Annotated in this window: 22 protein-coding genes and 1 pseudogene; 14 read left to right on the top strand and 9 right to left on the bottom strand. The window is 65.3% G+C overall.

Annotated elements, in window-relative coordinates; all coding sequences use genetic code 11:
* Positions 1-48: 48 nt before the first annotated feature.
* Positions 49-579, bottom strand: coding sequence for a nuclear transport factor 2 family protein (locus tag A5752_RS05895; protein ID WP_067083390.1), 531 nt, complete (start codon positions 577-579; stop codon positions 49-51).
* Between the two features lie 142 nt (positions 580-721).
* Between A5752_RS05895 and A5752_RS05900 the strand changes: the two genes are divergently transcribed.
* Positions 722-2,332, top strand: a complete 1,611-nt coding sequence (locus tag A5752_RS05900; RefSeq protein ID WP_067083271.1) for a class I adenylate-forming enzyme family protein — start codon at positions 722-724, stop codon at positions 2,330-2,332.
* A gap of 171 nt (positions 2,333-2,503) precedes the next feature.
* The gene (locus tag A5752_RS05905) at positions 2,504-3,583 is read left to right on the top strand and encodes an NAD(P)H-dependent amine dehydrogenase family protein (protein ID WP_067083273.1); all 1,080 of its coding nucleotides are present in this window, start codon (positions 2,504-2,506) and stop codon (positions 3,581-3,583) included.
* On the opposite strand, the pseudogene A5752_RS28205 reads toward A5752_RS05905, so the two are convergent.
* Positions 3,580-4,361: pseudogene (locus A5752_RS28205) on the bottom strand (SDR family NAD(P)-dependent oxidoreductase). The gene A5752_RS05905 and the pseudogene A5752_RS28205 sit on opposite strands and share 4 nt — an antisense overlap.
* 89 nt (positions 4,362-4,450) lie before the next feature.
* Between A5752_RS28205 and A5752_RS05920 the strand changes: the two are divergent.
* Positions 4,451-5,263 (top strand): mycofactocin-coupled SDR family oxidoreductase, encoded by an 813-nt coding sequence (locus tag A5752_RS05920; RefSeq protein ID WP_067083278.1) that lies wholly within the window; start codon positions 4,451-4,453, stop codon positions 5,261-5,263.
* Here the strand turns inward: A5752_RS05920 and A5752_RS05925 are convergent.
* The 3 genes from A5752_RS05925 to A5752_RS05935 form a co-directional block, all read right to left on the bottom strand.
* Positions 5,260-6,177 carry a dihydrodipicolinate reductase gene (locus A5752_RS05925; RefSeq protein WP_067083392.1) on the bottom strand — a complete coding sequence of 306 codons (918 nt, stop codon included), beginning with the start codon at positions 6,175-6,177 and terminating at the stop codon, positions 5,260-5,262. The two genes, A5752_RS05920 and A5752_RS05925, sit on opposite strands and share 4 nt — an antisense overlap.
* A gap of 240 nt (positions 6,178-6,417) precedes the next feature.
* Positions 6,418-7,482: a spirocyclase AveC family protein gene (locus A5752_RS05930; protein ID WP_067083279.1), complete on the bottom strand. Its 1,065-nt coding sequence runs from the start codon at positions 7,480-7,482 to the stop codon at positions 6,418-6,420.
* Position 7,483: 1 nt separating this feature from the next.
* A complete protein-coding gene (locus tag A5752_RS05935) occupies positions 7,484-8,710 on the bottom strand; it encodes a cytochrome P450 (protein WP_067083281.1) in 1,227 nt (408 codons plus the stop codon).
* A gap of 155 nt (positions 8,711-8,865) precedes the next feature.
* Between A5752_RS05935 and A5752_RS05940 the strand changes: the two genes are divergently transcribed.
* From A5752_RS05940 to A5752_RS05945, 3 genes are read left to right on the top strand one after another with little or no spacing between them, the layout of a single operon-like run.
* On the top strand, positions 8,866-9,507 hold the full coding sequence (locus A5752_RS05940) for a hypothetical protein (protein ID WP_067083283.1): 642 nt from the start codon (positions 8,866-8,868) through the stop codon (positions 9,505-9,507).
* Positions 9,507-9,701: a (2Fe-2S)-binding protein gene (locus A5752_RS27020; protein WP_082963763.1), complete on the top strand. Its 195-nt coding sequence runs from the start codon at positions 9,507-9,509 to the stop codon at positions 9,699-9,701. Before A5752_RS05940 ends, A5752_RS27020 begins: the two co-directional genes overlap by 1 nt.
* Entirely contained in the window at positions 9,698-10,456 is a 759-nt protein-coding gene (locus A5752_RS05945; protein ID WP_067083284.1) for an SDR family oxidoreductase, read from the top strand. The genes A5752_RS27020 and A5752_RS05945 overlap by 4 nt, the downstream gene beginning before the upstream one ends.
* Positions 10,457-10,578: 122 nt before the next feature.
* On the opposite strand, the gene A5752_RS05950 is transcribed toward A5752_RS05945, so the two are convergent.
* Positions 10,579-11,421 (bottom strand): SDR family oxidoreductase, encoded by an 843-nt coding sequence (locus tag A5752_RS05950; RefSeq protein WP_067083286.1) that lies wholly within the window; start codon positions 11,419-11,421, stop codon positions 10,579-10,581.
* 160 nt (positions 11,422-11,581) lie between these two features.
* On the opposite strand from A5752_RS05950, the gene A5752_RS05955 reads away from it, so the two are divergent.
* Positions 11,582-12,610: an NAD(P)H-dependent amine dehydrogenase family protein gene (locus A5752_RS05955; RefSeq protein ID WP_067083394.1), complete on the top strand. Its 1,029-nt coding sequence runs from the start codon at positions 11,582-11,584 to the stop codon at positions 12,608-12,610.
* Here the strand turns inward: A5752_RS05955 and A5752_RS05960 are convergent.
* A complete protein-coding gene (locus tag A5752_RS05960) occupies positions 12,607-13,659 on the bottom strand; it encodes an NAD(P)H-dependent amine dehydrogenase family protein (RefSeq protein WP_067083287.1) in 1,053 nt (350 codons plus the stop codon). The two genes, A5752_RS05955 and A5752_RS05960, sit on opposite strands and share 4 nt — an antisense overlap.
* A 12-nt stretch (positions 13,660-13,671) precedes the next feature.
* On the bottom strand, positions 13,672-14,910 hold the full coding sequence (locus A5752_RS05965; RefSeq protein ID WP_067083290.1) for a cytochrome P450: 1,239 nt from the start codon (positions 14,908-14,910) through the stop codon (positions 13,672-13,674).
* A 124-nt stretch (positions 14,911-15,034) separates the two neighbouring features.
* On the opposite strand from A5752_RS05965, the gene A5752_RS05970 reads away from it, so the two are divergent.
* Complete coding sequence (locus tag A5752_RS05970) at positions 15,035-16,123, top strand: NAD(P)H-dependent amine dehydrogenase family protein (protein ID WP_067083291.1); 1,089 nt, start codon at positions 15,035-15,037, stop codon at positions 16,121-16,123.
* Between the two features lie 39 nt (positions 16,124-16,162).
* On the opposite strand, the gene A5752_RS05975 is transcribed toward A5752_RS05970, so the two are convergent.
* On the bottom strand, positions 16,163-17,308 hold the full coding sequence (locus tag A5752_RS05975; protein WP_067083293.1) for an ABC transporter substrate-binding protein: 1,146 nt from the start codon (positions 17,306-17,308) through the stop codon (positions 16,163-16,165).
* 73 nt (positions 17,309-17,381) lie between these two features.
* On the opposite strand from A5752_RS05975, the gene A5752_RS05980 reads away from it, so the two are divergent.
* From A5752_RS05980 to A5752_RS06005, 6 genes are all read left to right on the top strand, one after another.
* Positions 17,382-18,014 (top strand): TetR/AcrR family transcriptional regulator, encoded by a 633-nt coding sequence (locus A5752_RS05980; protein WP_067083395.1) that lies wholly within the window; start codon positions 17,382-17,384, stop codon positions 18,012-18,014.
* Positions 18,015-18,135: 121 nt separating this feature from the next.
* Positions 18,136-18,924, top strand: coding sequence for an SDR family oxidoreductase (locus tag A5752_RS05985; protein WP_067083295.1), 789 nt, complete (start codon positions 18,136-18,138; stop codon positions 18,922-18,924).
* A 28-nt stretch (positions 18,925-18,952) separates the two neighbouring features.
* On the top strand, positions 18,953-20,407 hold the full coding sequence (locus A5752_RS05990; protein WP_067083397.1) for an aldehyde dehydrogenase family protein: 1,455 nt from the start codon (positions 18,953-18,955) through the stop codon (positions 20,405-20,407).
* A complete protein-coding gene (locus A5752_RS05995; protein WP_067083296.1) occupies positions 20,408-21,568 on the top strand; it encodes an NDMA-dependent alcohol dehydrogenase in 1,161 nt (386 codons plus the stop codon).
* A gap of 152 nt (positions 21,569-21,720) precedes the next feature.
* Positions 21,721-22,629, top strand: a complete 909-nt coding sequence (locus A5752_RS06000; RefSeq protein ID WP_231983333.1) for a helix-turn-helix transcriptional regulator — start codon at positions 21,721-21,723, stop codon at positions 22,627-22,629.
* 21 nt (positions 22,630-22,650) lie between these two features.
* A complete protein-coding gene (locus A5752_RS06005) occupies positions 22,651-24,276 on the top strand; it encodes a PP2C family protein-serine/threonine phosphatase (protein ID WP_502686675.1) in 1,626 nt (541 codons plus the stop codon).
* Positions 24,277-24,281: the final 5 nt, after the last annotated feature.

The raw sequence follows: 24,281 nt of genomic DNA on the forward strand, positions 1-24,281 counted from the left end.
GACATTTTCAGATTTGAGAATCACACTATCTTGGGGGTTGTATGCGCGCTACGGCCGCCGGGACAGACGCTCGGGGAGCGCCGGGTCACCGCTGTCCCAGAATGCCCGCCAGGTCGGCATCCGGTGGGGCATCTGGGCGCGCAGCGGTACATCGGTGGGCCACCGGATGAATTCCGGCCCGGGCCGCTCAGTCACGTCGACGGAGTACCAGGGATGCTCGCGTCGCTTGACGAAGTACCAGGCGCCGTTACGACGCTCGTAGACGTCGTCGTAGCGCATCGTGATGACATACCACCCGTCGCCGTCCTCATGCTCGGCCCGGCAGTAGGTCGAGCCCGTCGCATGGTCAGGATCGGCGAAGTCGAATACATGCCCGCAGATCAAGTGGATGCTTCGATAGAACCTCCGCAACACGTCGTCGTACCACTGCCTGAGCGCCGCTCTACCGATGCCGTGCGACCCGGCGTGCACGTCGTCGACGAACAACGCCACCAGGGCATCGAGATCTCGCGCATCGAGCGCCATGGCGTAGCGGCTGGGCAGTTGGGCGATCTCGATGCTGGACTCGAGTCGATCCACCCGGTCGGACATCGACATGGCCGGAGTCTAATGGCCGGGGACAACCCGCGAGAACCGATATTCTCGTTTTCGGTGAGGATGGCTATCCTGTTGAGACCAGCCCGTCCCCGTCCGAGCGCAGGACCGCTAAGGAATCCACCCCGTGCCTTTTCCGACACTAACGCCCACGATCCCCGTCCTCGTCAGATCGTCTGCGGCGCAGTTCGGAGACAAGCCGTTTCTCATCTCGGATGGTCAGACGCTGACCTACGCCGACCTGGACCAGCGGTCGGCCCGGTTGGCGACGGCGTTGCTCGATGAGGGCTTCGGAAAGGGCGACCACGTCGGCATCCTGATGCCCAACAGCGTCGACTGGGCGGTCGCCTGGTTCGCGATTACGCGCATCGGCGCGGTCGCGGTGCCGTTGAACACGTTCTACAAGGCGTCTGAGCTGGCCTGGACCGCCCGCCACGCCGATCTGCGCGCAATCCTCGCCCTCTCGAGCTTCCGTGGCCACAACTTCCTCGACCGCCTCGAGGAAGCGCTGCCCGGCCTTGCCGACCAGGGCAGTCCTGGCAACCTGGCCGTCACCGGCGCGCCGTTTCTGCGCACGATCGCGGTGTGGGGACGCTGTGACCGGGCGTGGGCGACGACGCTGTCCGTCAGCGCGGATACGCGATACGGCGCCGACTTCTTGGCGGAGGTCGAGTCGTGCGTGACGCCGGCCGACGACGCGATGATCATCTACACCTCGGGTAGCACCGGAGATCCGAAAGGCCCTGTGCACACGCAGGGTACGTTGGTGCGCCACACGTACAACCTGACCTTCGACTACGGCGTCACGAACACCACCGTGATGTTCACGGCGATGCCGTTCTTCTGGGTCGGCGGCCTGATCACCGGCATCCACGCCGTGATCCACCACGGTGCGACGCTGGTGACCCAGCCCGCGTTCGACGCGGCTGACGCGCTCGAGTTGATCGAGCGTCATCGTGCGACCATCACGCTGGGTTGGCCACAACAAGGCCAGTCGTTGGCCGAGCACCCGGACTTCGCGAGGCGCGACCTCAGCTCGGTCCAGCGCACCAGCATGCCCGCCATGGTGCCCCCCGAGCGCCGGCCGAAAGGTCCCAATGCGCTCGGGATGACCGAACTCTGCGGCAATCACATCGGCGTCGACCCGTATCCACCGCAGCCGGCCGATCGCTCGGTGACGGGCGGCTATTCGATCGAGGGGTTGTCGCATGTTCTCGTCGACCCGGAGACGGGAGACCCTGTTCCCCCGGGCAGCAACGGCGAGATCTGGGTGCGTGGCTACTCGCTCATGCAGCGGCTGTACAAGCGTGAGCGTGAGGACGTGTTCACACCCGACGGCTATTACCGCACGGGTGACTGCGGAATCCAGTCCGACGACGGCTGGATCAAGTTCACCGGGAGGTTGGGCGACCTGATCAAAACCAGTGGCGGAACCAACGTCACACCGGGAGAAGTGGAATCGGCCCTGTCGAGTTGCGACGGCGTTCTCGAGGCGTATGTCATCGGTGCCGAGGACGGCCACAGCGGAACGATCGTCGCCGCGGCGGTGGTTCCGCGGGGCGACGCGCAGCTGGATGCCGAAGCGCTGCGGGCAGATGTCCGTAGCCGCCTGTCGGCATACAAGGTTCCGAAGTTCATCTGGGTCACCGACAAAGAGGCGCTGCCGTTCACTGCCACGGGCAAGGTCAAGAAGTCGGACCTCGCCAAGCAGCTCAGTGATCTCTTGTCAGAGAAGTGAGGCGGCAGCGTCGGCGTTCGGCCCGGACACCGTGGTGCGCCCGGTAGCTCTCGCGAAGATGGTTTTCCATTCTCGGAAACTTGCATTCTCACTCCGGTACATTCGCGACGAGGCATTGGAACCGGGCCACCTCCCCGATCCCCGCTCTGGGATACCGAAGGAGCTCAATCCGTGACTGACAAGCCATTACGGGTCGCCGTCATATCCACCGGTTGGATCAGCAGCCTGTCGATCCGTGCGATCGCTCGCCGGCCACACCTTGACCTGGTCGGGGTGTGGGTACACAGCACCGAGAAGGTTGGAGGCGACGCCGGCGAGATCGTCGGGTTGGGCCCGATCGGGATGATCACCACCGGTGATCTCGACGACATCATCGCCGCGAGGCCCGATTGCGTGGTCTACGGCGCGGCCAGCCCGGAGATGGACGCCGCCGCGGTGCGCGACTACCTCCGTCTGCTCAATGCCGGACTCAACGTGGTGACCACCAACACCCCGGGAATGATGTTCCCCGACAGGTGGATCCCGCAGCTGGCCGATCAGGTCCGTGCCGCCGCGTTGTCCGGAGGAGCCACGATCTACACGTCGGGTATCGAACCCGGTTTCGCCGGCGACCAACTCGCGGTGCTGCTGAGCACGCTGTCCAACACCATCCGGTCCATACGGGCGCAGGAGATCTTCGACTACTCGGCATACCCCAACCGGGACCTCATGATCGACGCCATGGGTTTCGGCAAACCCCTCGATTTCACGCCGCTCCTCGAACTCGACGGTGCCCAACAGTTCGCCTGGGGACCGCCGATCGGGTTGGTGGCCAGAGCTCTTGGTGTTGAGCTCGAGAAGGTCACCGAGTCCTACGAGCGGGTGCTCACTCCGCGAGATCTGCATGTCGCGTGTGGAACCATTCCCGCGGGAACCTGCGGCGCGGTGCGGGCCGAGACCACCGGCATCGTCGACGGCCACCCCGTGATCACCATCGACCACATCAATCGGATGGCGCCCGACCTGGCACCCGAGTGGGCCTCGGCGCCCAACGGCACCTACCGGCTGATCATCGACGGGCAACCCCACATCCGGTGTGACCTGAACCTCGGCACCGAGGACACGCCAGAGTCGGCCAACGCCAACGCGATGGAGGCGACGGCCATGCGGGTCGTCAACGCCATCCCCTACGTCGTCGACGCGGCGCCGGGAATCGCCACGTCGCTGGATCTGCCGATCACGGCCCCCCGCAACGCGCTGGACTTCGGCTAGACCGTGAACATCGGTCCGCGAGGTGCGCCCCGCACCTCATTGCCTCCGTCGATCGCGAAACTCTGGCCAGTCATCCAGCCGGATTCCGGTCCTGCCAGGTAGCGCACGCCGGGAGCGATGTCATCGGAGACACCCAGCCTGCCCAGCGGTACCCGTTCCAGGAAGCTGCTCGTCAACTCCTCGAGGTGGATGTAGCCCTGAGTAGTGGCCGCTTCCGTCAAACCCGGACGTACCGCGTTGACCCGGATACCGCGCGGGCCCAGTTCTGAGGCGGCGACACGAATGAACATCTCGAGCGCGGCCTTGCCCGCAGAGTAGTGACCCAACCCCTCCATCGGAATCTTGGCGGATGTCGACGAGATGAACACGATCGAGCCGCCGTCCGTCATCAGCGGCGCCGAATAGCGCAACGCCAGAAAGTTCGAACGCAGGTTGCCCATCACGAAATTCGTGAAGGTTTCGAGGTCCTGTTCGACGAGCGGCCCGTGCCGCCGCCGGCCACCGTGCCGACGACGATGTTCAACCGACCGTGGACATCGTGGGCGGACTGTGCCGCCGCTTTCACGGTGTCCTCGTCTTCGGGGTCCCCCTTCTGCAGCACGATCTCCGCGTCCGGCGCGGCCTCATGAATTCGGTCGCGCGTCGCTTCGAGCCGCTTCATGGATCGCCCCAGCAAGTACAACGTCGCACCGTCGATCGCCAGCAGTCTGGCTGAGGCCTGGGCGATACCCGCCGATGCACCGAGAACGAACGCCGTCTGACCGTCGAGAACACCCATGATCGGTGAAGCTATCACTTACGCAACGGACGCTCTCCAAAACCGTTAATCCGAATTCTCAGGTGCGGTAGCGTGCGCGTGTGCCAGACATGACCGACAAGGTCGCGCTCATCACCGGGGCGGCGCGCGGACAGGGCCGCGCTCATGCCGAGAGGCTCAGCGCCGATGGTGCCGACGTCATTCTCGTCGACATCGCGGGGCCGCTACCACCGAGTGTCCCCTACGATTCCGCCACACCTGACGATCTGGCCCAGACGGCGAAAATGGTTGAAGCCAATGGCCGGCGGGCGGTGACGGCGGTCGTCGACACTCGAGATCACGACGGGCTTTGCGCAGCTGTCGACAACGCGGTCGCAGAGCTCGGACGGCTCGATGTCATCGTCGCCAACGCGGGCATCTGTGTGCCGGCCGCGTGGGATCAGGTGTCGCCGCGTGACTTCCAGGACACCATCGACATCAACATCGTCGGTACCTGGAACACGGTGATGGCGGGGGCCAAACACATCATCGCCGGCGGGCGGGGTGGCTCCATCATCCTCGTCAGCTCGGCGGCCGGCCTCACAATGGAGCCGTTCATGATCGCCTACACGGCCAGCAAGCACGCTGTGACGGCGCTGGCCCGTTCGTTCGCCGCCGAACTCGGCAAATACCACATCCGAGTCAACAGCTTGCACCCCGGCTCGGTGGCGACGCCGATGGGAAGCGGTCGAATGATCGAGGCGATGGCCGAGGCGGCGAAGTCGAATCCGGCGCTGCGGCCCGGCTTCACAAAGCAACTTATGCCCGACGCGATCACCACCTGCGAGGACATCGCCAGCGCCGTCGCGTGGTTGGCATCCGACGAGGCGAGATTTGTCACGGCCGCCGCCATTCCGGTGGACGTCGGTGTGACGGGCAGCTAAGCGTTCGACTGCCGGGTGACAACCGACGGCCCAGACAGAGGGCTGGAGATCACGCCCGGTGGGGCTTCGACGACGCTCGGAATGGCGTTCACCGCCGCGAGCGCCGTGGCCGCGACACCGGGATTAACCCGGCCCTCGTCCGACTGTTCCAGATGCAGTTCGAGGTTCATGTTGGGATTGCCGTTGACGCGGAATACCATTCCGCCTTGGCCTTCACGCGCCGGTTTGGGCCAACGATCGGGCCACGGCGTGCTGCTGACCGTCGCGAAGTATTGAACCGCGACCGCGGGGCGGCCGCCCACGATCCCGGCGAGCTGCCACCGGTGCGCACAGATCGTTCCCTCCTGGATGACACCGAGCGCCGTCGCAAGGTCGGTCGGTGCGAGCAGCGTCTCCCAATCCAGCTCTATCCCATCGAGTTCGAATCCGAGGATAGCGGCGATGTAAGTCACCACCGTGCTCCAGTCCTTGTCGACCTTCCCCGACGCGATTCGAACCGGCACATGGCCGTCGGGCTTACCGAATCCCATCGACTCATGAAGGACGTCCCATATCGGGTACGCCTTGTCGAGGTCGACCGCGTATTCGTCCATCCGGTACGAGTCGACTCGGCCCGCTCCGGTCAGCAGAGCCGTGGGGATGTTCAGGCTGATGAACCCCGGTTCGCTGCCGGTGGCGTAGAACGTTGAATTGCCCTGAGCTGCAGCCTGTTCCAGGGCTTCTCGCCACGGCGCGGGTGCGGCCGGGGGATAGATCATCGGGATCAGCGAGAAGGTCACCACATTGATCCCGGCTCTGAGGTACGTGGCGATGTCCGCAATCGCCTCTTCTTCGCGTCGGACGGCGGTCGCGCAGTAGGTCACGCAGTCGGGCTTCAGCGCGAGAACAGCCGATAGGTCATCGGTCGCATGCACTCCGATCGGTGGTGCGCCGCACAGTTCTCCCGCGTCCATACCGGCCTTTTCCGGTGACGACACCTTCAGTCCGACGAGATCGAGCGAGGGGTCCTCGATGACCGCGCGCAACGCCTCCCTGCCGGTCAACCCGGTGCCGACGTGGACAACTCGATAGCGACGACCGGACAAGTCGGTCACGGTGTATTACCTCCTCACCCCTGCGGGGCAACAGTTCTCGTCATCGTGGAAGTGACCATGTCAGCGGTAGAACGGTCCTGGCTTGCCGGCTTCCTCGAGATGACCGTATGGGTCGTACAGGTTCACATCCGGATACGGGTTCTGATCGAAGGAGGGCCGCGACAGACCTGCCTCCCGCAGCCCCGCCAACACGGCCAGCGGCAGAGCGAACGACACCAGGCCTACCGTCACCGATACCAACAGCTGCCGAGTCAGGGTCACCTTTGCGCGCCCCCGCCTCGCGGGCAACCAGCGTGCGAGTCGGTTGATCAACATCAGTTCGCCACTCTCGTCCCGCACGCACATCACGGCAACCATGGCGAAGATCGGGGCGTCGTACACCGCCATGATCACGGGAAAGTGGATGTGCCCGATGTGCAGCACCGGACCGACTGCCTCTGTGTAGTAGAAGATTCCGGCTCGCATCCAGGTGAACTGGATGAGGCCGTTGATCGGGACGGCGATGATCGTCGCACCGATGAACACCCGCAGCAGCCTGTGCGGCGCCAACCAGCCGACGCGACGCATCAGCGGATCCAAGAGCCTGTCGTGCAGCTTCAAAAAGCCCAGACCGTTCAGCAGATAGTAAGCGGCGTAACCACCGAGGAATGCCAGCGCCGGTTCGAGATTCGGTGAGATGTTCACGTACGGCCAGGACAGCGGGAAGTGCAACATGCGCGGGTCGAATATTGCGAACGTCGCCCAGTTCGCCAGTGGGTCCAGCGCCCCGGTGATCAGGCCGGCGAACGCGATGATGACCGCCCAGTGCACCTTTCGCTGCCGCCACGACAACCACGCCAGTACGGCGATCAGACCGATCGCCAACGGGATCGAGCTGATGGAGACGGCCAGCGGCCAGTTGTCGAAGCCGAGAAACGGCGGATACGGATCGGGGCCGGGATTCGGGTTCACCTTCTTCGGGTCCCCGTGCAGACCTGTCTGGATGTTCGCGATCGTCACTACGGCGAACGCCAGGTAGGCGATGAAGAACAGCGACCATCCGATCCTGGCAGGCCACGGCGAGAGGTGCGCCTCGGCCGGTTCTCCGGGAGCGGAGTTGGGCGTGCGGTCAACGGTATTGGTCAACTCACACCGCCACCGGAAGCGTGGCCCACCCTCTGACGCTGGAGGTGTGAGCGCGTTTGGCCGCCCCGTAATCGACTTCCCAGTCGGGCCATCGGCTCAGCACCTCCTCGAGCGCCACCCGCGCTTGCATCCGCGCGAGCGCGGCGCCGAGGCAGAAGTGAATTCCGCGACCGAACGACAGATGAGTGGCCTGCCGGTGGATGTCGAACCGGTCCGCGTCCGGGTACTGTCGCTCGTCCCGATTCGCCGAACCGTTGATGAGCAGCATCACCGAGCCCTCGGCGACCGTCTGGCCATAGAATTCGACATCACGAGCGACATATCGTGCCTGCACAGGCGAGGGTGCCTCGTAGCGCAGCACCTCCTCGACCGCCGCGGGGATGAGGCTGAAATCCGCCGCGAGTTCGCGGCGTTGGTCCGGGTGGTCGGACAACAGTTGTCCGGCAAAGCCGATCAGCCGCGTCGTCGTTTCGTTTCCTGCGCCGACGAGTGTGCCGGCGTAGGTCAGCACCTCTCCGCGAGTCAACCGCCTACGGCTACCGTCACGTTCCTCGATCTCGGCGTTGACCAGTTCGGTCATCAGATCATCCGATGGGTGCTCGTACCGCCAGTCGATGAACTCCTCCAGCATCGAGCCTTGCCGAGTCAGCATGTCGTCGGCCGCATCGACGAGTTCGCCGTCTTTGAGTTCGAGGAGCCGGTCGGTGTTCTGACGGATGGCGATCTGCCTGTCCTCCGGTATGCCCAACAGGTATCCGATGGTGCGCATCGGCATCCATGCGCCGAGGTCGGCGATGAAATCGAACGTCTCGGCGTTCTCGAGGGGTTCCAAGGCGCGCCGGCAGAACTCTCGCGCCAGCGGTTCGATAGCCGCCATGCGCCGCGGTGTGAACACACCCGACAACAGGCGCCGATGGAAGTCGTGGATCGGGGGGTCCTCGAACAGGATGATGCCCGGCGGTACCTCGACGCCGTTGAGGATGATGTCGATGGTGGTGCCCTTGCCCGAGCGGTAGTCCTGCCAGTTGGCCAGCTCACGGGCGACGTCGGTGTACCTGCTCAGCGCGTAGAAGCCGTACTTGTCGTTGTAGTAGAGCGGCGCTTCGTCGCGGAGCCTCTTCCATACGGGGTAGGGATCGTCGTCGATGTCGAAGTCGAACGGGTCGTAATACGGCTCAACCTTCACCCTGTAGGTCACACCGTGAGAATAGGCTTTACCGGACGTCATTTTGGCGGATTTCTCCCGCCCCGGGCTCCCAATGGGCGCCGCCGAGCACCCATGTCACGGCCGCCTACCGCCAGAAACACCTGTATGAGAATATGAATTCTCACATCGCGGACCCTCGGGTGCACCTGCGTCAAACGGGATCGAAGGAGGCGGCAATGGCCCCAGCCGCCGTTCGCAGCTTCATCTTCGCCGTCGAGTTCCGGATCGCCGAATCCGAGCGTGTGGGGCCGGTACTCGCGCAGCACGAGGACAGTCTTCGCGATCTCGGCGCGCGGTATGCGTTCGTGTACGAGTCGGTGGTCGACCCCGGGAAGGTCCTGGTCGTCATCGGTATCCGAACCGAGCGGCCGCTGCTGGGCCTGCTCCGTTCGCCGCATTTCTTCGAGTGGTTCGACGCGGTCGGTATCGACGACCTTCCCGCGGTCTTCGCCGGTGAGGTCGTCGAGCGCTTCGACCTCGGCGAGCCACCCGCGCCGGGCACCGAGGTGGTGGTCGCCGCCGTCACCCGGGTCCGGAGCGTCGAGGTTTTCATGGCCCGCGTGCGCGACTCACTAGCCGACTTCGCCCGTTCGGGAATTCGCCGAACACTCGTGTACCGCGCCTTCGACACCCCGCGCGAAGTGCTTTTCCTTCATCAGTTGGCGACGGCCCGCACCGCGTTGCAGTGGGTCGCGGACTCCGACATCGCTTCGGAATGGCTGACATCGGCCGGCGTGGGCGCATATCCGCCGGTCTTCGTTGGGCGGTTCGTCCACGCGATGCGACTGGCCGAGACGGCCGGGACGGATCTGCACTGATGTATGTCTGCCTGTGTCTCGGCATAACGATCGAGGCGGTTTCCGATGCCGTCGCCTCGGGCGCCAAGACATCGCGTCAGGTGTCTGATGCCTGCGGTGCCGGATCGGACTGCGGCAGGTGCCGACGAACGATCCGCTCGATCATCAAATCCGCGGAAACGGAATCAGAATCAGGTAGGAGAAGCACGGCATGAGCGATCGACACTCCAACATCGAGGGCGCGCGGATGCTCGTGATCGGCGCATCCTCGGGCATCGGTCACGCGCTTGCGCGGGCGGCTCACACCAGGGGCGCGCGTGTCGCGCTCGCGGCCAGACGCGTCGAGCTCCTGTCCGAACTGGCCGAAGAGCTCGACGGTTCCGCGCACGAGCTCGACGTCGCCGATCCACGCGCGATCGAGCGGGTCGTAGACGAGGTGGCCACCACGTTCGGTCAGCTCGACGCGGTGGTATTCACCAGCGCCGTGGTTCCGTTCGCGTTGATCGAGGAGACCGACGTCACGACATGGCTGCACGCCTACGCCGTCAACGCGGTAGGCGCATCGCATGTGCTGCGCGCGGCGCTCCCCCACCTCGCCGACGACGCGGTTGTGCTCGTCGCGTCGAGCCATGATGTCGGCAGGCCGCGCGCCGGCGTCGGCGCTTACCACGCCAGCAAGGCCGCGCTGGACGAGATCCTGCGATCATGGCGGGCCGAGCATCCTGAACTGGCCGTCATCCGTGTCAGCGTCGGTCCGACGGAGGGCACCGAAATCCTCCGCGGGGCGGACCGCGACCTACTCGCCGATCTCTACCGGGCCTGGGCCCAGGAGGGTCAGATTCCGGCGAAGATGTCAGCCGTCAACGACGTCGCCAACGCCATGCTGTCGTTGATCGCGATGTCTCGCGCCAACCCCACGGTCGTGAGCGACATCGTGCACCTCGCCCCCCGCCTGAGCGCCGGCCGATAGATGTTGCCAGTCAAGGGATTAGAGTCGCTGCGGTCTGTTAACCAAGGGTGCGCGCGCGCAGTCTTGTACATGGGGACCGGCGTGTCGTGTACAAGACTGCGCGCTCGGCGTGTCCGGGATGCTCAGCTGTTCTTCGACATCTCTGCGGCCGCCGTGTCGGCCCATTGCGCATGGTGTCGGCCCATCGTCATGGCGCCGTTCCAACCGCCATCGGTCCACAGCACCTCACCGCCGACATAACTGAACCGTGGGCTGCCGAGACAGACCAGCGGCCAGGCTTGTTCCTCGGCAGTCGAATATCGTCCCACCGGTCCGACCGCCTGATCGACGGTGTCCTTGCCCATCAGGTCCTGGAAGGCCGGCATCATCGCCGTTTCGGTTGGGCCCGGGTTGATGCAGTTGATGCGAATGCCGCGGCGGCCCAGTTCGGGATACCACCAACCCACCCACGCGTCGATGATGTACTTCGAGTAGGCATAGCCGCTCCACGACCACAACTTCTCGTTCGCGGTCAGCCATTCGACGGCAGCCTCGAAACCCTTCGTCTCGAGCAGCCCGGTGATGACCTTGATGTGGTCCTGCCAACCGATCGCGGCCGACGATGAAATCACGCTGATGGCGGACCCTTCGGCCATCTTCGGCACGAGCTGCTCGGCTAGGTGACGCGCCCCGACGAAGTTGACGAGGATCGTGTCCCATTCGCTGAACGGCGGACCGGGCAGCCCCGCACAGCTGAAGAGCCCGTCGACAGGTCCGTCGATGGACGCCGCGACCTCTTCGATGCTCCTCGGGTCGCGCAGATCAATCTGTAGCGCCCGGGCAACGGAAACGGTCGTGGGTTTGATATCGAGGGCGGTGACTTCCGCGCCGAGATCGACGAGGATCTGCGCGGTCGCCTGCCCCATGCCCGACGCCGCACCCGTTACGACCACCGACTTGCCCCGGTACTTCAGCACATCGTCCATGGCACGCTCCTGTCGAGAATTCCATTTGCCGATTGTGAGAATCTACGTTATCACCGGTGTATCGTCGCACCGTGACGGTTTCGAAGGGGGCCGCCCCGTGACCGCCGGCAGCCGCCCATTGCGCGTCATTCAGTGGGCCACCGGCGGGGTCGGCTCCGAGATGATCACCACCATCCTCGATCACCGCCCCGACCTCGAGTTGGTCGGCGCCCGCGTGTATTCCGAGGCCAAGAACGGGGTCGACATCGGGACGCTCGTCAACAGAGCTCCCATCGGCGTCGCCGCCACCACCGATGTCGCAGCAATCCTCGCGCTGGATGCCGACCTCGTGTTGTACGCACCGTCTTTCACCGACCTCGACGATGTCTGTGCGTTGCTCGAGAGCGGCAAAAACGTGGCAACGCCGTCTTTTCTGTTCCATCCTCGGCGCATTCCCGAGGCCGACAGGGACAAGGTCCTGACGGCGTGCAAGAAGGGCAACAGCACCATCCACGGCAGTGGACTCAACCCAGGCAATTTGTCTGGTGTGCTGCCGCTGGCGCTATCGGGCATGAGCCGCACGATCGAGCGCCTGACCCTCCAGGAGCGGGCTGATTGGACGCTGTGGGAGAGCACCGGAATCACTTTCGACGGAATGTGGTTCGGCCGACCGGTCGACGAGGTGACCCCTACGGCAAACAGCTACCTGAGTTTTCTGACCAAGCTGTTCGTCGAGCAGACCTGGTTCATCTCCGACAGCTTGAACGCCGACATCGACGACGTCTCGGTGTCCCTGGAGACGGTTCCGGCGACCAAAGACCTCCAGGTCTTCGATCACGTGGTGCGGCAGGGCAGCACGGCCGGACAGCGCTGGAACTTCATCGGCCATCGCCGCGGTGAGCCGCTGATCGAATTCGAAACGCTCTGGACCGTCGGCGGCGAATATCCCGACCACTGGCCGCGACCGCTCGATGGCTGGACACTGACCATCGAGGGCGACCCGTCCATGCGCACGCACTTCTTTCCGCTGGCCAGCTTCTCGCGTGAGGCATCGATCTCAGAGCACGTCCGCGCCGGTCTCATCACGGTGGCGATGCAGGTCGTCAATGCCATCCCGGCGGTCTGCGCGGCGCCCGCGGGGTTCGCCACGATGGCGGACCTGCCACTCATTCGCAGCTACACAGGATTCGGAAACAGGAGCGACAGCTAGTCGCTGCGGTTGGTCCAGTGCGCGACGAACGGCGCGACGCCCGACAGGTCGTACAGCCCAGGCTCGGCCGCGACGACTGTGGGTATGGCGTTGATCGCGTGCATCGCGGTGGCCAAGCAGCCCTGTTCGGCGTGGTCCTCACCGGGAGAACCGATTTCGAGGTGTATCCGCATGTTCGGCTCGCCCTCGAAGGCAAGATCGTATCCGATCTCGTTCGGCCAGTGCGGAGCCAGATCGTCAGCCATGCGGGTGAGATGCTCGACCGATATCGTAGTCTCGCCGCAGTCGACGACCACGCCGAACCGCATGGCACCGACAGTGCCCGAAGGGATCTCGCCCGCGGCGACGGTCAACGCGCGCGGCGTCGTCACGACCTCGCGGAACCCTTCGACCGACCGAATGCGCAATCCGAGCGCCTGAGCAAGCACCGTCGCGCTGCCGATCCATGCGCTCGCCGCATACTCGGCGTTGGCAAGCAGTGGGGTGGTGTCATCGGGCGCGTGACCGAAGCCCATGGCATTGAAGATCAGGTCGTGACTGGCGTAGGTGGAGTAGTTGAGCACTTCGCGGACGGTGATCCGGTTCGTCTGCTGGGTGAGCCGCGACAGAAGAGGCGCGATCGACTCACCGAAGAAGCCCGGGTACAGGCCCACCCCGAGGAATGAGGATCTCCCTGCCTCACAGGCATTTTCGATGCCGTCGGCCAGCGATTCGTGCAGTGAGCGCGGATGGATGAACCTGCTGCCCGTGGCGACCACATTCTTACCCGAGGCGAGCAGGTCACAGACGTCGGCGAAGCAGCCCGGGGTGTCGATTTCGACCTTGCCCATGTAGAGCACCACATCGGCATCGGTGGCGATGATGGCGTCGCGGTCGTCGCTGGCGAGGACCCCGGCCTCGCCGACGCCGCACAGCGCGCCCGCGTCGACACCGGCTTTTGCCGGATCGTAGACACGAACGCCGACGACCGTGAGATCGGGCCGGCCGAGGATGTGGCGAAGCGCCATCGTTCCCGTCACACCGGTCGCCCACTGAATTACTCGTGTCATATGCGTGCCACCTCAATCCCACACGACGTCGAGGCGAGGGGGCGAGCGAAACATCGTCCCGGTGATGTAGGGCTCCGGCGCGTCGGGATCGAGCCGGAGTCCGGGCAATTCGTCGAACAGGGCGTTGAAGATCTTCGTGGTCTCGAGCCGAGCGAGATGCATACCCAGGCAGACGTGGGCCCCGTGCGCGAACCCGATGTGCGGCTTGCGTTCCCGGAAGATGTCGAACTTCTCCGGTTCGTTCCACCGCGTTTCATCGTGGTTCGCGCTGCCGAGACTGAGCATCATCGTCGCGCCCGCGGGTACGTGGACTCCGCCGATCTCGGTGTCGCGGGTGACCTCGCGCATGAAATTGAGCAGCGGGGTTTCCCAGCGGATGCCTTCCTCGATGGCCTGCGGCAACAGGCTGCGGTCGGCGCGAACCGCGTCGAGCTGATCGGGATGGGTCAGCAGTGCGTAGGCCAGGCTGGCGGTCGAGCGTGACGTGGTCTCGGCGCCGGCGGGCAGAAGATTGCGCATGAATCCGTAGATCTGCTCGTCGGACATCTTCACGCCGTTGACCTCTGCGGCCGCGAGAATGGACACCATGTCGTCCTTCGGCTCCTTGCGCCGGTCGGCAAGGATCCCGACGAAGTACTCCTTCATCTTCGCCGAGGCCCGCATCGCGCAGTCCATGTCGCCGCGGAAGCCCAGTAGGTCGATCGCCAGTCGGTGGAAGTGCAGGACATCGGAATCGGGAAGCCCCAGTAAGGCTGCGATCACCCGCACCGGAATGGGCATGAACACCGCGTCGACGAGATCGGCGCGCTTGGCGTCCTTGATCTTGGCAAGGGTTCGGTCCACCAGCGGGCCGACGAGTTCGGTATCCCACCGTTTCATCGATGAGCGCGCGAAGGCGAATTCGTGCAGCTTGCGGTATATAGCGTGTTCGGGATCCTGCATCTCGAGGATGGTGGGGCCCTGCAGTGGCCGCACGACGTCCTCGTAACAGCGGGTGCTGAAGGTGATGTTGTCGGTGAAGATCGCCTTGACCGTGTCGAACGTGTACGCCGTGAAAGTCGGCGGGCCGTCTCCCGAATTGCCGATCATGCCCATCTCGGGCCACCCGGCATGCACCGGCGCCTGCGCCCGCAGCTCCTTGAGGAGGGGGTACGGGCTGGCGTCACCGTCGGCGCCCATGCCCGCATTGAATTTGTCCTGAGCGTCTCGAATGCTCTGCTCGAGATCCTCGACGCTCGCCGGCTCGAACATGCGACGACTCCTCACTGCGGATCGGCCGCTATCAACATACACCCTGGTGGTTGCCGACCTCCATCATGTACGTTTGGCCGAGGCCAGGCATAGCATCAGCGAAAAGCACACCGGGAGCGTTCGATTGGCAACTCGAGTCGTCCAATGGGCCACGGGCGCCGTCGGTCGCGCTGCACTGGCCGAACTGATTGAGAACCCCGATTTTCAATTGGTCGGCGTCCTCGTGTACGACCCGGCGAAGGAGGGGCTGGACGCCGGCGCACTGTGCGGTCTGCCGCCGACGACGGGCGTGCTCGCCACCACCGACAAGGACGAGATCTTCGGACTCGGCGCCGACGTCGTCATCCATGCCGCCAGCAAGGCCCATGCCGTTGACACCAACGCCGACGACATCTGCCGACTGCTCGCGTCGGGCACGGACGTCATCACGACGACGTCCTACAACCACCTGCCCACCTACGGTGCCGAGACCGAGGCCGCATTCGTCGAAGCATCCCGGGCGGGACAGTCCCGCTTCCACGCCGCGGGCGAGAACCCAGGGTTCATGTTCGAACGGCTGGTGGCGACCGTGACGGGACTGAGCAAGTCGATCGACCGGATCGACCTCTACGAAGCGACCGATGTCTCGGCGGTCGACAGCCGGCCCATGCTCGTCGATCTGATGGGTATGGGCAGGCCGCCCGAGGACGTCAGCGTCGACTCGCCGATCATCAAGAAGCTCGACATGGCATACCGCCAGGCGCTCAACGCCACCGCCGACGTTCTCGGCGTCACGCTGTCGCACGTCGAGGTTTCCGTCGACGCCACCACGCTTCCGCACGACCTCGAGGTGCCGGCAGGCACTATCGAGGCGGGAACGGTCGTCGGCCAACGGTTCTCATGGGTCGGCCACTGGTCAGGCCGTCCGCTGCTGGCCATCCACGAGGAATGGGTCCTCACGCGGGACCTGCCCCAGTGGGGCCTCACGCCGCTTGCCCCGGGAGAGAAGGCGCCGCTGATCCGCGCCGTCATCAAGGGCGAACCGAGTTTCGAGCTCGCGCTCGACGTCGGCTGGGACGGCCAGGCACCCAGCGGGCAGCACGCGCAACCGGGGCATCTGATGATCGCGATGGGCGCGGTCCGGGCGATTCCCTACGTGAGGGCCCAGCCACCGGGGATCGTCACGGCGCCGGTGTTCGGGGCGATCCAGCTGGGAAGTCAACGCCGAAACTGATCTTCTGCAGGAGATTTCGCGTCATCGTCGCGCACAGGCTCAGTCTCGGTGGGAATTCACCGCGCGCGAGATGTTGTCGCTCGGCGCCGCGTGGAATACGTGTCCGCTTCCGTCCGGTAGCACTCGGCGCGCGATCAGGTAATCGGACCCCAGCCAACCCTGCCTGATGTAACGGCCGAACCGGAGGAACGTCCCCGGAGCTCCGCTCGCCGACGGCACGAGCTTCACCTGCTCGATTCCGTGTTTGACCCCTTCGCCGGTCAGCGGCCTCGCCGCCGCCAGGCCCCGGGCGATCACGGTCGCGACGTCGTGACACAAGCCGGGCATCGAGTGCGCCGGTCGTCGGCCGTAACGCGCCTCGAACCGGTCGAGAAAGGCCTGACCGACACGGTTGCGCTCGTCGTAGCTGTCGAGACCGATCCAGCCGCGCAGGTGGCGCATCCACTCGGCGTTGATGTGCGCCATCTCAAACGCCGTCGTGGTGTAGCGCGGCGGATCCCAGCCGGCGCTCTCGAGAGCGTCCGAGAAGCCCCACAGCCCGTGGCCAAACCCGACGTGCACCAGCGCATCGGGGCCGGCCGCCCTCAGTTCGGCGACCACCGCCGCCTTGTCCGCTTCGACCTGCGGAATGGCCGCCGTGGCCACAACCTTCAATCCCGCTGCGGAATAAGCCTTTTCGGCGAACGCGAGATACTCCTTGCCGATGAGAGAGGCCTCATACGCGATGGCGATACGCGACCTTTCATCGCCGAGCATCACCGCGGCGAGCATGACCGGCTCCTCGGGCATCGACCCGTTGTTGAGCGCGAACGTCCACTCCCCCAGCGCCTCCTCCGATCCCGACAGGATGAGATTCGGGACCTTGCCCACCCGGTTGGCGTGCGCGGACAGCGGCACTGCGTTGTCGGAGACGTACGGGCCGAAGATCACCAGGCAGCCTTCGGCGACCAGCTCGTCGTAACCGCGTTCGACGGCGTGGTACGTCCCGTTGGGCAGGCCGATGACGTCGCGGCGCACCACCTCGATCGGCCGATCGACGAGTCCCGCCGAGACCGCTTCCTCGAAGACCAGCCGCAGCGTGTCCAGCGTGTCGTCCTCGGTGCTGGACCTCGTCGGATAGTCGTTGAGCAGGCCGACTTTCAGCGGGGCGACCGATCCGTACGCGCGAACATCTTCGTCTGCCACATTCAGCAACGTACAACATGCAGGTTGTCCGCAACCGCTAACCTACACGGTGAATGTTGCTAGCATGCTCGGCATGGCCAAGCGTGGTGGCACGGACTCCGAACGACGCGCTCGCGGAGATCAAACCCGGCGTCACCTCATCGATGCCGGGCGCATGCTGTTCGTGGAGAAGGGCTACTTCAACACCAGCATCGGCGATTTGGTCACGACCTCGGGTGTCGGCACCCGCGGCGCCTTCTACCACCACTTCAAAGACAAGGCCGAACTCTTCCGCGCAGTGTTCGAGGAGGTCGAGCGGGACCTCACCTTGCGGTCGCTGTCCTCCCCACCGCGCGGAGCGGACTCGTGGGAGCGACTCTGCGCTGGTCTTCACGGCTTCCTCGAGTCAGCACTCGAACCCGAGGTGCAGCGCATCATGTTGGTCGACGGGCCTGTCGTCCTGGGCTGGCGGACACTGCGCGCGATCCAGGAGGACAACAGCATCGCGTTGATCAACGAGATGGTGCGCAATGCCATCGCAGAAGGCAGCATCGACGATCTGCCCGTTGCCGAGCTCACGCACATGCTCGTCGCATCGCTCGAGGAGGGCGCGCTTCTGGTGGCGCACGCGAAGAGCCCCGGGCGTGCACGCGGTCGTGCGGCACGGATACTCGACCGGCTTTTGCTCAGTTTCGCGACGGAGCCGCGCAAGGTAGTCAGGCGGTAGTAGTGGCTGATTCACGACTCGGAATGATGGCCTACCGTATGGAAATGTGCGTTTCCATTTTTGATTATCGTTCTTCTACCGGGCTGATAATGTTGCTTCGCCCTCGTCTCAAGGAGATCTGATGTCAGACGCGCCATCGCTGCGAGTCGCCGTAGTCGGAGCGTCTGCGGGTCTCGGCCGCTGCATCGGTATCGGGCTCGCGAAGGAGGGCGCCCGGGTCGCATTCCTCGCGCGGCGTCGTGACCGCCTCGAGAACGCCGCCAAGGAGGCGGGCAATGGTGCGGTGGCCGTCGCGTGCGACGTCACGGACGCGGACGCCTGTCAACGCGCCATGACCGACGTCGTCGACGAATTCGGCGGTCTCGACGCCCTCGTCTACACGACCGGCGTCGGCGTTCTCGCCCCGCTGACCGACGTGACGGCCGAGCAATGGGCAAATCTGTTCGCCACCAACGTCACCGGCGCCTCTCTCGTCACCGCGGCGGCTGCACCTCACCTCGCGGCCAACGCGGGCTCGGCGGTCTACCTCTCGTCCCTCAGCGCTTCCTACTCTCCCCCATGGCCCCTGCTGGGTGCCTACGCCGTATCGAAGGCGGCGTTGGACAAACTGGTCGAAGCCTGGCGCATCGAACATCCGAACATCAGCTTCACCCGGCTGGCGGTCGGCGACTGCTTCGGCGGTGAGGGAGACTCCCAGACCGAATTCAACAAGGCCTGGGATCCGCAGGCGCTCGAGAACGCCATCCGGTTCTGGATGGACAACGGTTACATGCAGGGCGGTCTCGTCGAGGCCGATCACCTCGTCGACGTCGTGCACAACGTACTTCGTTGCGGAAACAGCAGTTTCATCCCCTACCTGACATTGGCTCCCAGACCGTCGGGCGCCGTGGCCGAACTTCGACAGTGGTGAAGGACACCCGGTGACACACGAATCGCGCATGCTCATCGACGGCAAGCTCGTCGAATCCGAAACAGGCCGGCAGTTCGACAACATCAACCCCGCGACCGAGGAGGTCCTCGGGGGCACCGCCGACGGCACCCGCGCCGACATGGAACGGGCGGTGGCGGCCGCCCGCCACGCGTTCGACCACAGCGACTGGTCGCGAGACGGTGAAGCCAGGGCCGCAGGACTGCGTCAACTACAGGCGGCGCTGGAGGCCGAGCGCGAGGAGATCCGCGGCGAGCTCATCGCAGAGGCCGGCTGCCCGCTGCTGAGCACGTTCGGGCCGCAGCTCGACGTTCCGCTCAGGGAGGCCTTGACTTGGCCGGCCGACATGATCGCCCAGTTCCCCTGGAAGCGAACGCTTCCCGACAAGGATGCCTTCGGCTTGGGCACCCTCGCCGAGCGCGAAGTGTGGAAGGAACCCGTCGGGGTGGTCGGCGTCGTCACGCCGTGGAACTTCCCGGTCGAGATCATCCTCAACAAGATCGGGCCGATCCTGGCGATGGGCAACACGATGGTGCTCAAGCCCGCTCCCGATACGCCGTGGAACGCCACCCGCATCGGCCGGATCATCGCCGAGCAGACCGACATCCCGCCGGGGGTGATCAACATCGTCACCTCATCGGACCATCTGGTCGGCGAGGTGCTCTCGACCTCTCCCCTCGTGGACATGGTGGCCTTCACCGGGTCGACGGCGACCGGGCGACGCATCATGAAGGCGGCCGCCGACACCGTCAAGCCGACATTCCTCGAACTCGGCGGCAAGTCGGTGTACCTGGTGCTCGACGCCGACGGCGACATCAGTGCGACGGTGGGCGGCAGCGCGTTCATCTCCATGCATGCCGGACAAGGCTGTGCCATGCCCACCCGGTTGCTGGTGCCCAACAGTCGATACGCCGAGGCGGTCGAGATCGTCAAGGTCGCCATGGAGAAGAACAAGTACGGTGACCCCACCGACCCCTCCGTGCTGCAAGGCCCCCAGGTATCGAAGCGCCAGCAGGACAGGGTGATGGGCTACATCGAGAAGGGCAAGCAGGAAGGGGCACGGGTCGTCACCGGCGGCAACATTCCTTCACACCTCGAGAAGGGATTCTTTGTCGAGCCAACGGTTTTCGCCGACGTCGACAACCGGATGACGATCGCTCAGGAGGAGATCTTCGGCCCGGTGCTGTCGGTCATCGGATTCGACGACGACGACGATGCGGTGCGGATCGCCAACGACTCCATCTACGGGTTGTCGGGCGTGGTGTTCGCCAACGACCTGGAGCGGGCCAAGTCGGTGGCCGGCCGGATCCGTACCGGGACGCTCGGGATCAACGGCGGCCTCTGGTACGGCGCGGATGCCCCGTTCGGGGGCTACAAGCAATCCGGTATCGGACGGCAGTGCGGCATCGAAGGCCTCGAAATCTTCACCGAAACCAAGACTGTCGGCTGGCCAAAGGAGTCGTAGATGAAATCTCGAGCCGCCGTACTCCGCGGAGTCGGCATCGACTGGGAAGTGACCGAGGTCGAGCTGGACCCGCCCCGCGCCGGCGAGGTGCTGGTCAAGATGGCCTACGCCGGGATCTGCCATTCCGACGAGCATTTCTACACCGGCGACAGCGTGCCGAGTCCGGAGATGGAAGAACTGATGCGGGCCTCAGGCGTGCCGGTGCCCGAATGGTTCCCGATGCTCGGCGGCCACGAGGGCTCGGGTGTCGTCGAAGAGGTCGGCCCCGAAGTGAAGACGCTCAAACCCGGTGACCACGTGGCGATCTCGTTCCTGCCGGCGTGCGGCAACTGCCGCTGGTGCGCCAGCGGACACACGTACCTCTGCGACGTCGGCGCCGACATCTACAGCAAGGCCATGACCACCGACGGCACCTGCAGGCGCCACATCGGCGGTGAAGACCTGATGGCCATGATGCAGGTCGGCACCTTCTCCGAGTACGTGGTGGCGTCCGAGCGCTCGCTGGTCAAGATCCACGACTGGATCCCGCTCGAGGCCGCATCGCTGGTTTCATGCGGCGTGACAACCGGTTTCGGCTCAGGATCGGTAGCGGCCGGCACCCAGCCCGGCGACACCGTCGTCGTCATCGGTGTCGGCGGCATCGGCATGAACGCCGTGCAGGGCGCCAAAGTCGCCGGCGCCAGACACATCGTCGCTGTCGACCCGAACGAGTTCAAACGCGAGATCGCGCCCACCTTCGGCGCAACGCACACCGCAGTCGACGCCGGCGCGGCCCTGGAACTGGTCAAGGAGATCACCTGGGGTGTGATGGCGGACCGCGTCGTACTGACACCGGGCGTGGTGCCGGTCGACCTCGTGATGGTGGCGTTGATGCTGCTGCGCAAGGGAGGCACCTGCGTGCTCACCGGCATGGCCAAGGTCAGCGACATGATGGTCCCGCTGAGCCTGCCCGACATGGTGAGTTCCTGTAAGACCCTCAAAGGAGTGCTTTACGGCGAGATGAATCCTCGCGAAGCCATGCCACGGCTGCTGTCGATGTACGAGGCGGGCACCCTCAAACTCGACGAATTGGTCACGCAGAAGTACAAGCTGGACGACATCAACGAGGCGATGAAAGATCTGCGCGCCGGGCGCAACATCCGCGGCGTCGTCGCTTTCTGAGGAAGCGGTGCCGCGCCTTTTACAGACGACGTGGAGCCGGTGCAGGGTAGAGTCGGTTTGATCAGGGGCTGAGCCCACGCCTCCCAGCGGTTTTTCCTGTCTGCAGGGGTGTGATGCTTTCGAGTTCGGATGTCGTCTTTCACAGTGACGACTTGAGCGCGACCGAGGACTTCCTCGTGCGCAACTACGCGAAGATGTCGATCGGGGGTCAGGGCGAGCGCCCTTCGACCCGGATCAGTCGAAAGTGGCTCGGCGAGATCAATTACGACGAGGCCCAGTTCTCCTACGAGATGTCCTACGACTCCGAGCCCCTCGACAAGGTCTGCCTGTGCCGCGTCCTCGACGGGCACATCGAGGATGACATCTTCGGCCAGCCCACAGATGTGTTGGCTCCGGGCGACGTGGCGCTGGTGTCGCCCCCGCATCTGCCGTACTCCGGACGGGTCCGCGAGGCCCGATACGACTTGATCATGTTCGATCCCGAACTGCTCGGCCGCGTGGCTTGCCCCGCGTCCGGTCCGGGTGAACCGATCCGTCTTCTGAGCCATAGACCGGTCTCGGCGCAGGGCGCGCGACTCCTCGACGCGACGTTCGACTTCGTCAAGCAGGTCCTGGGGAGCGACCAGGAGGCGTCTCCCCTGGTCATGTCCACCGTTGCAATGCTGCTGGCCTCGGTCGTGGTGTCCGCGCTGCCCACCGACGCGGTGGCGGAACCGGAGGCGGCGGACGGCGCGGCCAGACCCGCGCTGCTGCGCAAGGCGATCGCCTATATCGAGGCCAATGCCGCCGACGAGGTCACGGTCACCGATATCGCCGCCGCCGTGCACGTCACCCCCCGTACCCTGCAATACATGTTCAGGCGACACCTCGACGCGTCGCCGATGGAGTACCTGCGGCGGGTCCGGTTGGATCATGCTCATGGCGATCTGACCCGTGAGGATCCCACCACGGCCTCGGTGAACGCGATTGCCCACCGGTGGGGCTTCACCCACACCGGTCGTTTCTCGAGCTTGTACCGCCAGACGTATGGACGCACACCCTCGGCCACACTGCGGAGTTGACCGATGAGCGGCGATGAATGCGTGAGAACCGAGGCACCGAATGCGGCGGCGGGGTGGCAGTCCGTTCCGCACCCGGTGCTGGTCATCGACCGCTCCGGGGTGATCCGCGGACTGAGTGCGAGCGCGCAGTCGCTGCTGGCCGACGCCGAGGTCGGACGGAGGCTGGCGGACGCGGCGCCGGAATGGCTGGTGCAGGCGCACGACAGTCTGATGCGACAGCGGTCCGGCGAGACCCGTGGTGAGCTCGGGGGGATCGCGTTCGAGGCGCGCCCCAGTTCACTGCCCGGCGGCGAAGTCGCGTGGTGGCTGATCGAGGACGCCGACCAATCGGTGCGCGACGCGCAACGGGATCTCGAGGTCCAGCGGGAGCGCGCGGCGCTGCTCGACGACGTCTCGGCCGTGTTGATGGCGTCGCTGAACGTCGAACGCTGCATGGAGGCCACGGTGCAGATGGCCGACCGCCATCTGGCCGACGCGGCTGTCGTCGTCGCCCCCGTCAGGGACGACCGGATGCCGGTGGTCTGCAGCGGTCCCGACGGTGTCGCCGAGCACCGCAGCGTCGAAGCCGACCCGACCGAGATTTCCGGCCTCAGCGAGGCGCTCCGCGGGTTCCCCCCGGTGCCGTCGCGGTGGATCGATCCGGCGTCGGTGCCCGATTGGATGATTCCGTCGCACTTCGCCGGGCCGGTGGGTTCGGTGCTCATCACGCCGCTGCCCGGCCACGGCGTTCCTGCCGGCGCGCTGGTGTTGCTGCGCCGCGACTCGCAGTCGGCGTTCACCGAGAGCGAGGAGTTGTTCGCCCGCCTCTTCGCGACGCGCGCGGGTGCCGCGTTGTCGGCCGCACGGCTGTACGCGGAGCAGTCGGCGATCACCCGTACGCTGATGCGCGACCTGCTCCCGCCTCGGCTGGCTCAGCACGGGGATTTCGAGCTCGCCGGCGGCTATCGCGCCTCGGATGACCACCAGCTGGTCGGTGGCGACTTCTACGACGTTCACCCCCCGCAGACACCGGACGGCGAAACGCTCGTGGTGCTCGGCGACGTCTGCGGCAAGGGTCTCGAGGCCGCGGTGCTCAGCGGCAAGATCCGCAACACCCTGCAGGCGTTGGCCCCGCTCGCCGATCAGCACGAGGCGGTGCTCAAGCTGCTCAACAGCGCCCTGCTGAGCCCGGACAATAGCCGCTTCGCCACCGTGGTGCTGGCCTCCATCTCACGCCGGGACGGCCAGTTGGTGGTGCGTATGACGTGCGCGGGGCATCCCCCGCCCCTCATCGTGCGCAACGACGGAACCGTCGAGCAGGCCGACACCCGGGGCATGTTGGTGGGCGCGCTGCCCCAGTTCAAGGCGCGCTCGTGCGAAACGACGCTGGCGCCCGGTGAAACGTGCCTGCTGTACACCGACGGCCTCACCGAAGCGCGCGGCGGCCCGCTCGGCGCGGAGGTGTTCGGCGACGAACGGTTGTCCGACGCGATGGCGCAATGCGCGGGGTTGCCCGCCGAGGCGGTCGTCGAGCGGATGATGATGCTGGCGTCGCAATGGGTAACCGGTCGGGACCATGACGATATGGCCGTCGTCGCCATCACGGCGCCGCGCCGGACACATCTCAGCGCCGTCGACGGCCGCACCCCAGGCAGGTACATCGCGTGAACAGT

Source organism: Mycobacterium sp. 852002-51961_SCH5331710 (assembly GCF_001665535.1).
GTDB lineage: Bacteria > Actinomycetota > Actinomycetes > Mycobacteriales > Mycobacteriaceae > Mycobacterium.

Excerpts from the sequence above, each read along its gene's own strand:
- A5752_RS05920 (WP_067083278.1), top strand. The coding sequence starts at position 4,451 with ATGACCGACAAGGTCGCGCTCATCACCGGGGCGGCGCGCGGACAGGGC.
- A5752_RS05935 (WP_067083281.1), bottom strand. The coding sequence starts at position 8,710 with ATGACGTCCGGTAAAGCCTATTCTCACGGTGTGACCTACAGGGTGAAG.
- A5752_RS05940 (WP_067083283.1), top strand. The coding sequence starts at position 8,866 with ATGGCCCCAGCCGCCGTTCGCAGCTTCATCTTCGCCGTCGAGTTCCGG.
- A5752_RS27020 (WP_082963763.1), top strand. The coding sequence starts at position 9,507 with ATGTATGTCTGCCTGTGTCTCGGCATAACGATCGAGGCGGTTTCCGAT.
- A5752_RS05945 (WP_067083284.1), top strand. The coding sequence starts at position 9,698 with ATGAGCGATCGACACTCCAACATCGAGGGCGCGCGGATGCTCGTGATC.
- A5752_RS05950 (WP_067083286.1), bottom strand. The coding sequence starts at position 11,421 with ATGGACGATGTGCTGAAGTACCGGGGCAAGTCGGTGGTCGTAACGGGT.
- A5752_RS05955 (WP_067083394.1), top strand. The coding sequence starts at position 11,582 with ATGATCACCACCATCCTCGATCACCGCCCCGACCTCGAGTTGGTCGGC.
- A5752_RS05960 (WP_067083287.1), bottom strand. The coding sequence starts at position 13,659 with ATGACACGAGTAATTCAGTGGGCGACCGGTGTGACGGGAACGATGGCG.
- A5752_RS05965 (WP_067083290.1), bottom strand. The coding sequence starts at position 14,910 with ATGTTCGAGCCGGCGAGCGTCGAGGATCTCGAGCAGAGCATTCGAGAC.
- A5752_RS05980 (WP_067083395.1), top strand. The coding sequence starts at position 17,382 with ATGGCCAAGCGTGGTGGCACGGACTCCGAACGACGCGCTCGCGGAGAT.
- A5752_RS05985 (WP_067083295.1), top strand. The coding sequence starts at position 18,136 with ATGTCAGACGCGCCATCGCTGCGAGTCGCCGTAGTCGGAGCGTCTGCG.
- A5752_RS05990 (WP_067083397.1), top strand. The coding sequence starts at position 18,953 with ATGCTCATCGACGGCAAGCTCGTCGAATCCGAAACAGGCCGGCAGTTC.
- A5752_RS05995 (WP_067083296.1), top strand. The coding sequence starts at position 20,408 with ATGAAATCTCGAGCCGCCGTACTCCGCGGAGTCGGCATCGACTGGGAA.